This window comes from Pseudomonas sp. P4_C4, assembly GCF_056402055.1.
On record NZ_JBFUID010000001.1, the window covers coordinates 107473 to 121036 of the forward strand.

The following is a 13564-nucleotide window of genomic DNA, read 5'->3' on the forward strand; positions in this document are numbered from 1 at the left end:
GAGATCTGTTGTGGATAAGGTTCTGAACTTCAAACAAGGCCGCGTACCGCTGCTGATCAGCATGCCCCACGCCGGTGTGCGCCTGACTCCGGCAGTCGAGGCCGGGTTGATCCCGCAGGCGAAAAGCCTGCCGGACACCGACTGGCATATCCCGCAGCTGTACGATTTCGCCGCGGAACTGGGCGCCAGCACCCTGGCCGCCGAGTATTCGCGGTTCGTCATCGACCTTAACCGGCCTTCCGACGATAAGCCGCTGTACGTGGGCGCGACCACTGGCCTGTACCCGGCCACGTTGTTCGACGGCGTGCCGTTGTTCCGCGAAGGGCTGGAGCCTTCGAAACAAGAGCGGGCAACTTATCTGGAGCAGATCTGGACGCCGTATCACAGTACCTTGCAGCAGGAACTGGCGCGATTGAAGGCCGAGTTCGGCTACGCGCTGCTGTTCGATGCGCACTCGATCCGCTCGATCATCCCGCACCTGTTCGATGGCAAGTTGCCGGATTTCAACCTTGGTACCTTCAATGGCGCCAGTTGCGATCCACAGCTTGCGGCCCAACTGGAAGCGATTTGCGCCGGGCACCCGGATTACATCCATGTGCTCAACGGGCGCTTCAAGGGCGGGCACATCACCCGCCATTACGGTAATCCGGCCGAGAACATCCATGCGGTGCAACTTGAGCTGGGGCAGTGCACCTACATGGAAGAATTCGAGCCGTTCCGTTATCGCCCGGATCTGGCAGAACCGACGCGGGTGGTGCTCAAGGAGTTGCTGCAAGGCTTGTTGGCCTGGGGTGAAAAACACTACAAGCGCTAACCTGCCGCATAACCTGTGGGAGCGAGCTTGCTCGCGATGGCGGACTGGCAGGCAACATCAATGTTGAATGTCATGGCCTCATCGCGAGCAAGCTCGCTCCCACAGGTTTTCATATGCCTCAATATCTGCTCATGACAGTCGCCACCGTGCAAAACACGGTCGCCACAGTTCGCTTTCACTGCTCGTCTGCTGCGTAATGTTCTGGCCACGGTGCACAAAGACACCGCCCCGACAATAATCCGCTGCCGCACGAGAATGCTCTCTATGACAAGCCCCAAAGGTCTGTTCACCCGCTGTCTCTCAATCTTCTGCGGCACTGCTCTGTTGAGCGCCGGCGTCATGGCCGCGGACGACGCTTCCTGTAAAACCGTGCGCATGGGCGTGGTCAACTGGACCGACGTGATCGCCACCAGCGGAATGGCCGATGTGCTGCTCAACGGTCTCGGCTACGAAAGCAAGCAAACCAGCGCCGTGCAGCAAATCATCTTCGCGGGCATCCGCGACAGGCGCCTGGACATCTTCCTCGGTTACTGGAAACCGGCGATGGATAAAAACATTGCACCCTTCGTGGCTGCCAATCAGGTCAAGGTCATGGACAAACCGAGCCTGGCCGATGCCCAGGCCACCCTCGCGGTCCCGGACTATGTGGCAGCGGCCGGGCTGAAAACCTTCGCCGACATCGCCAGATTCAAGGATCAGCTCGGCGGCAAGATCTACGGCATCGAGCCGGGCAGCGGCGCGAACACCACGATCAAGACCATGATCGAGACCAATCACTTCGGCCTGAAGGATTTCAAACTGATCGAGTCCGGTGAGGCCGGGATGCTGGCCGCCGTTCAGCGCGCCGTGAACCGCAAGGAGTTCGTGGTGTTTGTCGGCTGGACCCCGCACCCAATGAACATCAACATGAAGATCGACTACCTGACCGGCAGCGAAGACGTCTACGGGCCGAATGAAGGCGCCGCGACGGTCTCCAGCGTGACCGCGCCGGATTACGCCCAGCGTTGCCCGAACGTCAATCGCCTGCTGGAGAACCTCACGTTCAGCGCCGCCCAGGAAAGCCAGTTGATGGTGCCGATCATGGAGCGCCAAACGGCTCAGGATGTCGCGAAAAAATGGCTGCGTGACCATCCGGAGGACTTGCAGCGCTGGCTGGCCGGTGTCAGTAGCTTTGATGGCAAGGATGGCGTAGCCACGGTTCAGGCCAGCCTGAAGAACTGACCCCCGTCTGCTCTGTGCAAGACCTGTGGGAGCGAGCTTGCTCGCGATAGCGGTAGGACATTCAGAATTGATGTCGACTGACACGCCGCCATCGCGAGCAAGCTCGCTCCCACAGGGTGGGTCCCACACATTTCCCTGAACGGGCACCCGGCTCATGGCTCAATACCCGCTTTCCAGGCAAATGACAGCATTCGTCGACAAAACCCTGAGTTTCAACAGCACTGACAGCAGTATCACCGGGTTGCGCCAGGCCTACAGCGAGATGTGCCGGGCGTTTACCCCGGCGCGCCCCGCCGGGTTGTCTGTGATTGATTTCGAGTTGGCCGGTGTTGCTGTTCGTTCCTATCAACCACCGGCCAGTGGTGCGTCGTGCATCGTTTACCTGCATGGCGGTGGCTGGGTGGTGGGGGACCTCGATTCCCACGACTTCATCTGCGCCGAATTGGCATCGACACTCGGTGTACGGGTGATCGCCGTCGATTACCGCCGGGCACCGGAGTATCCGTTTCCCGCTGCGTTCGATGATTGCCTGAAGGTCTGGCGGGCACTGCGCACCGGGGCGTTTCAACTCGATCCGGAGCGCATGCTGGTGGTCGGCGACAGTGCCGGTGGCAATCTTGCGGCGGCGTTGTGCCTGGCGCTGCGCGATGCCGGCGAGTCGCTGCCGTGCGCGCAGGTTCTGATTTATCCGGGGTTGGGCGGCGATCACCGCCTGCCGTCGCGCAGTGAGTGCATCGACGCGCCGTTACTCAGCAGCAGTGACGTCGATTGCTATCACGCGCTTTACCTGCAAGGCGCCCGCCACCCGAACGCCTACGCGATGCCATTGCTCGCCACGGATTTCAGCGGTCTGCCACCGGCATGGATCGCGGTGGCGCAATTCGACCCGTTGCGCGATGACGGCGTGCTGTATGCCGAGCGACTGAAGGCTGCGGGCGTGGCTGCCACGCTGTATGTCGGCGAGGGTTTGATTCATGGCTGTTTGCGGGCCCGAGGGCAGGCGGACGAGGTCGATGCGCTGTACAAAACCTTGTTCGGATATCTGGCGGCGAAACTCTGACTTCGCACGGGCATGCTCATTGACGTAATTCGGGTTTATGATGCCGGACGGCAGAATAATAGAAGTCCCCCCAGGGATGACCTTGACCCCTTACGGAGTGCGCAATGCAGACTTTGTACCCGCAGATCAAACCCCACGCCCGGCACGATCTGGCCGTCGACGAGACTCACACGCTGTATGTCGACGAAAGCGGTTCACCGGAAGGTTTGCCCGTGGTGTTCATCCATGGTGGTCCCGGTGCCGGATGTGATGCCCAGAGTCGTTGCTTCTTCGATCCCAATCTCTATCGCATTGTCACGTTCGATCAGCGTGGTTGCGGTCGCTCCACCCCCCACGCCAGCCTGGAAAACAACACCACCTGGGATCTGGTCGCCGACCTTGAGCGGATTCGCCAGCACCTGGGCATCGACAAATGGGTGCTGTTTGGCGGCTCATGGGGTTCGACCCTGGCGCTGGCCTACGCACAAACCCATCCTGAACGTGTACACGGTCTGATCCTGCGCGGGATCTTTCTCTGCCGTCCGCAGGAAATCGAATGGTTCTACCAGGCCGGCGCCAGCCGCCTGTTCCCCGATTACTGGCAGGACTACATCGCGCCGATCCCTCTGGACGAGCGCGATGACTTGCTTGCCGCGTTCCACAAGCGTCTGGTCGGCAACGACCAGATTGMCCAGATGCACGCGGCCAAGGCCTGGTCCACATGGGAGGGCCGCACCGCGACCCTGCGTCCTAACCCGCTGGTGGTCGATCGCTTCTCCGAGCCACAGCGTGCATTGTCGATTGCCCGCATCGAATGCCACTACTTCAGCAACCACGCCTTCCTGGAGCAGAACCAGTTGATCCGCAACATGGGCAAGATCGCCCATTTGCCCGGTGTGATCATCCATGGTCGCTATGACGTGATCTGCCCGCTGGATAACGCCTGGGAACTGCATCAAGCCTGGCCGAACAGCGAACTGCAGGTCATCCGCGACGCCGGTCATGCCGCTTCCGAGCCGGGCATCACCGACGCGCTGGTGCGCGCCGCCAATCTGATGGCCCGGCGACTGCTTGACCTGCCGCCTGAAGAAGCATGAAGGGCCTGTTGCAACGGGTGCGTGGCGCGCGGGTCGAGGTCGCGGGCGAAGTCGTAGGTGCCGTCGATCAGGGGTTGCTGGTCCTGGTGGCCGTCGAGCCCGACGACACGCGGGCCAGCGCCGACAAACTTCTCAATAAGCTGCTTAACTATCGGGTGTTCAGTGACGCTGAGGGCAAGATGAATCTGTCCTTGGCGGATGTGGGTGGCGGGCTGCTGCTGGTCTCTCAGTTCACTCTGGCTGCCGATACCAAAAGCGGGCTGCGTCCGAGTTTTTCGACCGCGGCCCCTCCGGCGCTGGGCGAGGAGCTATTCGACTATTTATTAAGCAAAGCGAAACAGGTGCATGGCACTGTGGCATCAGGTAGATTCGGCGCGGATATGCAGGTGCACCTGGTCAATGATGGCCCGGTAACCTTCCTGTTACAGGCCTGAAAGCGTTTGAAACAAGTTTTTACGCTCAATTCGACTGAAAACAGGACTTTTTCGCGATAAATACTTTGTTACCCCTGATGCGTTGTAACGCGGCCTACTAGATAATCGCGCGCTACGGGGATCAGCGTTCGTTGGTCCATTTTGACTTAGGTAGAGACTTGTCCGGATCCGATTGGGGAATCATTTCGCCCCAGCGGAGTCGGAACAATGCTCGCCAACTTGGCAAGAGTGGTTTGCAAGGGCGGTTTTTTCATACCGTACACCGAGCAGACCCTTTAACTGGCCGTTGGTTTTTTGATCTGTTTTCGGCGAGGGTTGCTCGTGATTGTTAGTCCCTGTAACGCACCAAAATTGTCTGCCAAACGGCTACGCAGCGCCCTGGTAGCGGGCTCTGCATTGCTCTGCCTGCTCAGCGCCGGCCAGCTTTGGGCATTTAGTCTGGATGATGTATCGGCCAAGGCAAAAGAGCTGGCCGGGCAGAAATACGAAGCGCCGCGCAGTAACCTGCCGAACGAGTTCCGCGACATGAAATTCGCGGACTATCAGAAAATTCGCTTTCTGACGGAAAAAGCCGAGTGGGCTGATCAGAAGACGCCGTTCAAGCTGTCCTTCTATCACCAGGGCATGCATTTCGATACGCCGGTGAAAATCAACGAAATCACCGCGAACAACGTCGAAGAGATCAAATACGACCCGAGTCGCTTCGACTTCGGCGACATGCAGGTCGATCCCAAGGCCACCGAACAACTGGGTTATGCCGGTTTCCGTGTGCTGTACCCGATCAACAAGGCTGATAAGCAAGACGAAATCATGACCATGCTCGGCGCGAGCTACTTCCGCGTCGTCGGCAAGGGTCACGTCTATGGTTTGTCCGCTCGCGGCATGGCACTTGATACCGCATTGCCATCCGGCGAAGAATTCCCGCGTTTCCGCGAGTTCTGGATTCAGCAGCCCAAGCCAGGCGACAAGCACCTGGTGATCTTCGCCCTGCTGGACTCACCTCGTGCCACCGGCGCCTATCGCCTGACCCTGCGTCCGGGCAGCGACACCATCGTCGACGTCAAGGCGCAGATGTTCCTGCGTGACAAGGTCGGCAAACTGGGTATCGCCCCGTTGACCAGCATGTACCTGTTCGGCGCCAACCAGCCGTCGAAGGTACTGAACTACCGTCGCGAACTGCACGACTCCAGCGGTCTGGCGATCCATGCCGGCAACGGCGAGTGGATCTGGCGTCCGCTGAACAACCCGAAACACCTGGCTGTGAGCAACTTCAGCGTGGAAAACCCGCGCGGATTCGGTCTGCTGCAACGTGGCCGCGACTTCAGCCACTACGAAGACCTCGACGATCGTTACGACAAGCGCCCAAGCGCCTGGATCGAGCCGAAGGGTGACTGGGGCAAGGGCACTGTCGACCTGGTCGAGATTCCGACCGCCGACGAAACCAACGACAACATCGTAGCCTTCTGGAATCCGGAAAAATTGCCGGAACCTGGCCAGCCGCTCGATGTCGCTTATCGTATGCACTGGACCATGGATGAAGACTCGATTCACGCACCGGACAGCGCCTGGGTCAAACAGACCCTGCGTTCCACTGGTGACGTCAAACAGTCCAACCTGATTCGTCAGCCGGACGGCAGCGTTGCCTACCTGGTGGACTTCGAAGGCCCATCCCTGGCGGCATTGCCGGCCGATACGGACGTTCGCAGCCAGGTCAGCGTCGGCGACAATGCCGAGCTGGTGGAAAACAGCGTGCGCTATAACCCTGAAACCAAGGGCTGGCGCCTGACCCTGCGGATGAAGATCAAGGACCCGGGCAAGTCCACCGAGATGCGTGCCGCACTGGTACAGAACATCGTGCCGGCGGATCTGGCCAAGACTTCGATTCCAGCGTCGAACTCGTCGGTTGCCAAGGCCGACAAGGTTGCCGCCAAGCAACAAGAGAAAGCGGACAAGGAAGCCAGGCAAGCGGAGGCCAAGCAGGCTGAAGCGAAGCCTGTTGCAGATGCCAAGGACAAGGCCAATAAAGACGCCAAGCAGCCTGCCGCTGCCGACGCGGCCCCAGCCACACCGGAATCGGCCCCGACTGAAGAAGTCCTGACCGAGACCTGGAGCTATCAGTTGCCTGCCGATGAGTAACTCTCAAGTACGGCCAGAAACTCTCTCCGAGTATCTGGCGCATCTGCCGATGACCGACCAGCAGCGCGCGGAACTCGCGGGCTGCCAGTCTTTCAGCGAATTGCACGAACGCCTGTCGTCATCGACGTTCGACGCCCCGACCGAAGCCGCCCAGGCTTCGGTCGGCAAACGCCTGACCCTGAGCACCGCCGAAGAGTTGCAGGACGCGGAAATGCTGGCGCTCGACGCCAACGGCCGGGTTTGCCTCAAGGCGACCCCGCCGATTCGGCGGACCAAGGTCGTGCCGGAGCCGTGGCGCACCAACATTCTGGTGCGTGGCTGGCGTCGGATGACCGGTCGTACCAACCCGCCGGCGCCGCCGAAGGACGAACGTGTCCTGCCGGCGGCGCGCTGGCGTACCGTGGGTTCGATCCGTCGCTACATTCTGTTGCTGCTGATGCTCGGCCAGACCATCGTCGCCGGCTGGTACATGAAAGGCATCATGCCGTACCAGGGCTGGTCGTTCGTCGACCTCAACGAAGTGCTGCACCAACCGCTGCTGCAAACCGCCACGCAAGTGCTGCCGTATGCCTTGCAGACCAGCATCCTGATCCTGTTCGGGATACTGTTCTGCTGGGTATCGGCCGGTTTCTGGACCGCGCTGATGGGCTTCCTCGAATTGCTGACCGGTCACGATAAATACCGTATCTCCGGTAAAAGTGCCGGCAACGAGCCGATTCCAAAGGATGCGCGCACCGCACTGGTGATGCCGATCTGCAACGAAGACGTGCCACGGGTATTCGCCGGCCTGCGGGCGACCTTCGAGTCGGTAGCGGCCACGGGTGACCTGGACCGCTTCGACTTCTTCGTCCTCAGCGACAGTAACGACGCCGATATCTGTGTCGCCGAGCAACAGGCCTGGCTGGACGTCTGCCGTGAAGCCGGGGGCTTCGGCAAGATCTTCTACCGCCGTCGTCGTCGTCGCGTAAAACGTAAAAGCGGCAACCTCGACGACTTCTGCCGTCGCTGGGGCGGTGACTACAAGTACATGGTCGTACTCGACGCCGACTCCGTGATGAGCGGCGAGTGCCTGACCAGTCTGGTGCGCCTGATGGAAGCCACGCCGGACGCCGGGATCATCCAGACCGCGCCACGTGCGTCGGGCATGGACACCCTGTATGCGCGCATGCAGCAGTTCGCCACTCGCGTGTACGGCCCGCTGTTCACCGCCGGCCTGCACTTCTGGCAACTGGGCGAGTCGCACTACTGGGGCCACAACGCGATCATCCGCATGAAGCCGTTCATCGACCACTGCGCCCTGGCGCCGTTGCCGGGTAAAGGCGCGTTCTCCGGCTCGATCCTGTCCCACGACTTCGTTGAAGCCGCGTTGATGCGCCGTGCCGGCTGGGGCGTGTGGATTGCCTACGATCTGCCGGGCAGCTATGAAGAACTGCCGCCAAACCTGCTGGACGAACTCAAGCGTGACCGTCGCTGGTGCCACGGTAACCTGATGAACTTCCGCCTGTTCCTGGTCAAGGGCATGCACCCGGTGCACCGCGCGGTGTTCCTGACCGGCGTGATGTCCTACCTGTCGGCGCCGTTGTGGTTCTTCTTCCTGGTGCTGTCGACCGCGCTGCTGGCGGTCAATACGCTGATGGAGCCGCAGTACTTCCTCGAACCGCGCCAGCTCTATCCGCTGTGGCCACAATGGCACCCGGACAAGGCGATTGCGCTGTTCTCGACCACCATCGTGCTGCTGTTCCTGCCGAAACTGTTGAGCATCATCCTGATCTGGGCCAAGGGTGCGAAAGAGTTCGGCGGCAAGTTCAAGGTGACCCTGTCGATGCTGCTGGAGATGCTGTTCTCCATGCTGCTGGCGCCGGTGCGGATGATCTTCCACACCCGTTTCGTCCTCGCCGCGTTCCTCGGCTGGGCCGCGACCTGGAACTCGCCGCAACGTGACGACGACTCCACGCCGTGGAGCGAAGCGGTCAAGCGCCACGGTCCGCAGACCTTGCTGGGCTTCTTCTGGGCCATGCTGGTGATCTGGCTGAACCCGAGCTTCCTGTGGTGGCTGGTGCCGATCGTCGGCTCGTTGATGCTGTCGATCCCGGTGTCGGTGATCTCCAGCCGTGTCGGCCTGGGTCTGAAGTCCCGTGACGAGAGCCTGTTCCTGATCCCTGAGGAATACAATCCGCCGCAGGCGTTGCTGGCCACCGACCAGTACACCCACGAAAACCGCTGGCATGCGCTGAACGACGGCTTCGTCCGTTCGGTGGTCGATCCACAGCAGAACGCCTTGGCGTGCTCGCTGGCGACCTCCCGTCACCGTCAGGCCGAGCCGATCGAATGGCTGCGGGTCGAGCGGGTGCGACACGCGATGAAGGTTGGACCTGAAGGCCTGACCAACAACGAGCGTGTGCAACTGTTGAGCGACCCGGTGGCCTTGGCTCGCTTGCATGAGCAGGTCTGGAGCGAGGGCCATGCGGAGTGGCTGGGCGCATGGCGCAAATCGGTCAAGGCCGATCCCCACGCGCCGCTGCTGCCGCTCAAACCGATGAGCGAACAGCCTCAGTTGGCATGATGAAAAAAACCCGCGAAAGCGGGTTTTTTTTGGGGGGTTCAAAGTTACACCGCGTCGTTCCAATCGCGAGCAGGCTCGCTCCCACAGGGCCGGCGCCTGGCACAGGCGTTGTGTCTGAGCCGGTCAGTGTGGGAGCGAGCCTGCCCGCGATGGGGTTTCACTCATACCTTGAACCTGCCCACGAGCATCTGCAAATGCGTCCCCAACCGCGCCAGCTCAACGCTGGACGCCGCCGTCTCTTCACTTGCCGCCGACGTTTGATCCGACACATCTCGCACATTGAGCACACTGCGGTTGATCTCTTCGGCCACGGCGCTTTGTTGTTCGGCGGCAGTGGCGATCTGCTGGTTCATCGCCTGAATCGCCGAGACGGTGCGGGTGATGCTTTCCAGTGAGCCGCCGGCGCGGCGGGTCAGTTCGACACTGCTGTCAGTCAGGTTGCGGCTGTTGTCCATGATGGTCGCCACTTGTTGCGTGCCGCTTTGCAGGCCGACGATCAGCTCTTCGATCTCTTCGGTGGACTTCTGGGTGCGCTGGGCCAGGCTGCGGACTTCGTCTGCCACCACGGCAAAACCACGCCCGGCTTCACCGGCGCGGGCGGCTTCAATCGCCGCGTTGAGGGCCAGCAGGTTGGTTTGCTGGGCCACGGATTTGATCACGTCGAGCACGCTGCCGATCTTGTCGCTTTCGCGCTTGAGTTCGCCCATGGCCTCGGTGGAGTGACCGACTTGCGCGGCCAGGCGTTCGATCTGGGCGATGGCTTCACCCACCACTTTGTCGCCCTCGCGGGCCTGCTGGTCGGCGGCGACGGCAGCTTCGGAGGCTTCTTCGGCGTTGCGCGCGACTTCCTGCACGGTGGCGGCCATTTCGTTCATGGCGGTGGCGACCTGATCGGTCTCGACCTTCTGGCTGTTGACCCCGGCGCTGGTCTGCTCGGTGACCGCAGACAGTTCTTCGGCGGCGCTGGCGATCTGCGTGACGCCATCGCTGATGCCGCCAATCAGTTCGCGCAGGCCTTGGGTCATGCTCTGCATGGCGCGCTGCAACTGGCCGAGTTCGTCGCGGCGCTGCGACGTCAGGTTGTGGGTCAGGTCGCCACTGGCGACGCGCTCGGCGACGGCCAGGGTCTGGTTCAATGGAATGATGATCTGCCGGGTGATCGCCCAGGCGGCCAGCAGGCCGAAGGCGATGGCCAGTACAGTGGCGAGGGTCAGCATGTTCTTGGCATGGGCGGCGTCGGTGTCACGCACGACGGTTTGCGAGACGGTGAGTTTCTGACTCATGCCCAACAGGATGTCGCCTTGGGCAGACATGCGTACCAGAGCCTTGGCGCTGGCCACCTGGGAGTCGCGGAACTGGCTGACGGCGGCGCGGTAGGCCTTCAGTGAATCAGTCGCCTGTTGCAGGTTGGCGATGTGTTCTTCAGGCAGTTTGGCCGGCAGGCTCTCGAGGTTCTTCAGGGCGTTGTCGATCGCGTCGAGGGCTGGCTGTTCGGCTTCGCTCTTGCCGCTGTAGGTGTAGCCGCGAACCTGGAAACGCGCCTGCTGGATCAGTTTGCTCAGGTCGATCACGCTATTGAAGGCGGTCACGCTGTCACCTTGCAGCATGGATTTTTCCACTTCGGCGACGCGGGCCACGGCATTGTCGGCGGTGGCGCCGAGTTTGCTGCGGGCGTCTTCACGCTGGGCGCCGGCCTGGGTCATGTCGCTGAAGGCACGGCGGTATTCGGCGACAGCGGCCAGTTGTTGATCGACCATGGCCGTATCAGCCGGTTGCTCGATCAGGCCGCGGGCGGTCTGCAGGCCGCTTTCGAGTTTACCCAACAGCTCGTTGACGGCGCCGGGGCCTTGTTCGCCGCGACGCATCTCGTAATCCAGGCGAGCAATGCGCAGGTCCTTGGTCAGGTCGTTGAGACTGGCGATGAACCCCAGTTTATCGCCACGGCTGGTCACACCGCTCAGGCCACTCCAGCCCGTGAAGGTGATCAGCAGGGTCAGTAACAGCACCAGGCCGAAGCCGATCCCCAGCTTGCGTTTGACGCTGACGTTTCCCAGATTCTCGGCTAGCCATTGGTACATGCTGAAACTCCCCGGACCACATTTTGGTTTTATGGGGGGCGTATCGGCAGGGGAGCCTGAATCAGTAGACACTACTCGATGTACGGACAACTGAGTTTTTCGGGGCAGATGATGAACCTGTGGGAGCGAGCTTGCTCGCGATGACGGTGTATCAGCCACTTCATTGTTGACTGACACGCCGCTATCGCGAGCAAGCTCGCTCCCACAGGGGGTTGTGTCCGGGGATTAGAAAAGGCGTGCCAGCAGCGCGGTCACGGCGGTTTCAACGCGCAAGATGCGCTCGCCCAGTTGCACCGGTTGCAGGCCGGATTTGCCCAGCAGGTCGATCTCGTAGGGAATCCAGCCACCCTCGGGGCCGATGGCCAGGGTCACCGGTTCGCTGAGTGCGCGAGGGCAGGGCGGGTAATTGCCCGGATGCCCCACCAGGCCGAGGGTGCCCTCGGTAATCGCCGGCAAACGGTCTTCGACGAACGGCTTGAAGCGCTTCTCGATGACGACTTGCGGCAGCACGCTGTCCCGGGCCTGTTCGAGGCCGAGGATCAACTGCTCGCGAATCGCCTCGGGCTCCAGGAACGGGGTCTGCCAGAAGCTCTTCTCGACGCGATAGCTGTTGACCAGCACGATCCGCGGCACACCCATGGCCGCCACGGTCTGGAACACCCTGCGCAGCATCTTGGGGCGTGGCAGGGCCAATACCAGGGTCAATGGCAGCTTGGCTGGTGGTGGCTGGTCGAGGGTGACGCGCAATTCCGCTTCGCCGGTGTCCAGGCGCAGCACTTCGGCCGAGCCCATCAGCCCGCCGATCCGCCCGACACGCATGCTGTCGCCCACTTCGCAGCGGTGGACTTCCTGCATGTGGGTCAACCGGCGATCACGCAGGATCACCCGGTCGGCCGCAATGAAATCGGCTTCTTCGAGCAGCAGCAGGTTCACGGTTGAGTCGCTGGCGGCTGGTCGTTGTTGTCGTCAGCCGGCTGGTCGTCCGGGTGCTCGCCACGCTTGCTGATCAGGCTGCCAAACAGGATGCCGATTTCGAACAGCAACCACATCGGCACGGCTAGAAGGGTCTGCGAGAAGATGTCCGGCGGCGTCAGGATCATGCCGACCACGAAGCAGCCGATGACCACGTACGGGCGGATTTTCTTCAGGTATTTGACGTCGACTACGCCGATCCACACCAGCAGCACCACGGCCACCGGGATTTCGAACGCCACGCCAAAAGCGAAGAACAGCGTCATGACGAAATCGAGGTAGCTGGTGATGTCGGTCATCATTTCCACGCCGGCCGGGGTGGCAGCGGCGAAGAACTTGAAGATCAGCGGGAACACCAGGTAGTAGGCGAACGCCATGCCGGCATAGAACAACACGATGCTGGACATCAGCAACGGCACAGCAATGCGTTTTTCATGCTTGTACAGGCCCGGGGCGATGAAACCCCAGATCTGGTGCAGGATCACCGGGATTGCAAGGAACAGCGAGACCATCATCGTCAACTTCAGTGGCGTCAGGAACGGCGACGACACATCGGTGGCAATCATCGTGGCGCCGGCGGGCAGGTACGCGCGCAGTGGCGTCGAGACGAAGGTGTAGATCTGCTGGGTGAAGGCGAACAGCCCGGCAAAAATGATGAAGATCGCCGCTACGCAGCGCAGCAGACGGGTACGCAACTCGGTGAGGTGCGAAACCAGCGGCATGTGCTGGTCGTTTTCAGGGAGATCGCTCATGGGGCTCGCGGCGGCAAAGTGGTGTCGTTAGGCGCCGTCGTTGTCGGCGCAGCGGCTGGAGCAACGGGTTCAACCGGAGTCGCTGCCACAACGGGCGCGGGTTGCGCGGCCGAAACAGCAGGTGCAGGTGCTGTCGCGGCGGCAGCGGCAGGCGCATGAATCGTCTGCTCTCCCACATGCTCCACCGGCGTCGGCTCCTGCTGGGTCGGGGTGAAGATTTTCCGCGCCTCCTGCTCAAGCGACAGGATGTGCTCGTTGTGCAGTTGCCGACGAATCTCGTCGGCACCGATTTCACGTTCAACTTCCTGTTTGATCGCGTTGAAGCTGCGCTTCAGACGCCCGACCCACAGGCCAGCGGTGCGCGCAGCGCCCGGCAAACGCTCGGGGCCCAGCACCAGCAGGGCGACGAGGCCGACGAGCAGCAGTTCAGAGAAGCTGATACCAAACATTAGTCAGTG

At 61.5% G+C, this 13564-nt stretch carries 11 protein-coding genes and 1 pseudogene; 7 read left to right on the forward strand and 5 right to left on the reverse strand.

Going from position 1 to position 13564, the window contains the following annotated elements; genetic code table 11:
- Window positions 1–10: 10 nt before the first annotated feature.
- From hutG to mdoH, 7 genes are all read left to right on the forward strand, one after another.
- Window positions 11–814 (forward strand): N-formylglutamate deformylase, encoded by an 804-nt coding sequence (gene hutG, locus AC1DXW_RS00505; RefSeq protein WP_477752199.1) that lies wholly within the window; start codon window positions 11–13, stop codon window positions 812–814.
- Window positions 815–1078: 264 nt separating this feature from the next.
- On the forward strand, window positions 1079–2035 hold the full coding sequence (locus tag AC1DXW_RS00510; RefSeq protein WP_477752198.1) for a choline ABC transporter substrate-binding protein: 957 nt from the start codon (window positions 1079–1081) through the stop codon (window positions 2033–2035).
- A gap of 154 nt (window positions 2036–2189) precedes the next feature.
- Window positions 2190–3095 (forward strand): alpha/beta hydrolase, encoded by a 906-nt coding sequence (locus AC1DXW_RS00515; protein WP_477759704.1) that lies wholly within the window; start codon window positions 2190–2192, stop codon window positions 3093–3095.
- Between the two features lie 104 nt (window positions 3096–3199).
- Complete coding sequence (gene pip, locus AC1DXW_RS00520; protein ID WP_477759705.1) at window positions 3200–4171, forward strand: prolyl aminopeptidase; 972 nt, start codon at window positions 3200–3202, stop codon at window positions 4169–4171.
- Window positions 4168–4605: a D-aminoacyl-tRNA deacylase gene (gene dtd, locus AC1DXW_RS00525; RefSeq protein WP_477752195.1), complete on the forward strand. Its 438-nt coding sequence runs from the start codon at window positions 4168–4170 to the stop codon at window positions 4603–4605. The genes pip and dtd overlap by 4 nt, the downstream gene beginning before the upstream one ends.
- A gap of 321 nt (window positions 4606–4926) precedes the next feature.
- On the forward strand, window positions 4927–6741 hold the full coding sequence (locus AC1DXW_RS00530) for a glucan biosynthesis protein (RefSeq protein WP_477752194.1): 1815 nt from the start codon (window positions 4927–4929) through the stop codon (window positions 6739–6741).
- Window positions 6734–9304 carry a glucans biosynthesis glucosyltransferase MdoH gene (mdoH, locus tag AC1DXW_RS00535; RefSeq protein ID WP_477752193.1) on the forward strand — a complete coding sequence of 857 codons (2571 nt, stop codon included), beginning with the start codon at window positions 6734–6736 and terminating at the stop codon, window positions 9302–9304. The genes AC1DXW_RS00530 and mdoH overlap by 8 nt, the downstream gene beginning before the upstream one ends.
- A gap of 161 nt (window positions 9305–9465) precedes the next feature.
- On the opposite strand, the gene AC1DXW_RS00540 is transcribed toward mdoH, so the two are convergent.
- The 5 genes and pseudogenes from AC1DXW_RS00540 to tatB form a co-directional block, all read right to left on the reverse strand.
- Window positions 9466–10338, reverse strand: a complete 873-nt coding sequence (locus AC1DXW_RS00540; protein WP_477759727.1) for a methyl-accepting chemotaxis protein — start codon at window positions 10336–10338, stop codon at window positions 9466–9468.
- Window positions 10321–11382 (reverse strand): annotated as a pseudogene (locus AC1DXW_RS00545) (methyl-accepting chemotaxis protein); the annotation flags it as partial. The gene AC1DXW_RS00540 and the pseudogene AC1DXW_RS00545, both read right to left, overlap by 18 nt.
- A gap of 225 nt (window positions 11383–11607) precedes the next feature.
- Window positions 11608–12315 carry a 16S rRNA (uracil(1498)-N(3))-methyltransferase gene (locus tag AC1DXW_RS00550; protein WP_477752192.1) on the reverse strand — a complete coding sequence of 236 codons (708 nt, stop codon included), beginning with the start codon at window positions 12313–12315 and terminating at the stop codon, window positions 11608–11610.
- Window positions 12312–13106, reverse strand: coding sequence for a twin-arginine translocase subunit TatC (gene tatC / locus AC1DXW_RS00555; protein ID WP_477759706.1), 795 nt, complete (start codon window positions 13104–13106; stop codon window positions 12312–12314). Before tatC ends, AC1DXW_RS00550 begins: the two co-directional genes overlap by 4 nt.
- The gene (gene tatB / locus AC1DXW_RS00560) at window positions 13103–13555 is read right to left on the reverse strand and encodes a Sec-independent protein translocase protein TatB (protein ID WP_477752190.1); all 453 of its coding nucleotides are present in this window, start codon (window positions 13553–13555) and stop codon (window positions 13103–13105) included. The genes tatC and tatB overlap by 4 nt, the downstream gene beginning before the upstream one ends.
- Window positions 13556–13564: the final 9 nt, after the last annotated feature.

Coding starts and splice junctions, on each gene's coding strand:
- AC1DXW_RS00510 (WP_477752198.1), top strand. CDS start 1,079: ATGACAAGCCCCAAAGGTCTGTTCACCCGCTGTCTCTCAATCTTCTGC.
- AC1DXW_RS00515 (WP_477759704.1), top strand. CDS start 2,190: ATGGCTCAATACCCGCTTTCCAGGCAAATGACAGCATTCGTCGACAAA.
- dtd (WP_477752195.1), top strand. CDS start 4,168: ATGAAGGGCCTGTTGCAACGGGTGCGTGGCGCGCGGGTCGAGGTCGCG.
- mdoH (WP_477752193.1), top strand. CDS start 6,734: ATGAGTAACTCTCAAGTACGGCCAGAAACTCTCTCCGAGTATCTGGCG.
- AC1DXW_RS00540 (WP_477759727.1), bottom strand. CDS start 10,338: ATGCAGAGCATGACCCAAGGCCTGCGCGAACTGATTGGCGGCATCAGC.
- tatC (WP_477759706.1), bottom strand. CDS start 13,106: ATGAGCGATCTCCCTGAAAACGACCAGCACATGCCGCTGGTTTCGCAC.
- tatB (WP_477752190.1), bottom strand. CDS start 13,555: ATGTTTGGTATCAGCTTCTCTGAACTGCTGCTCGTCGGCCTCGTCGCC.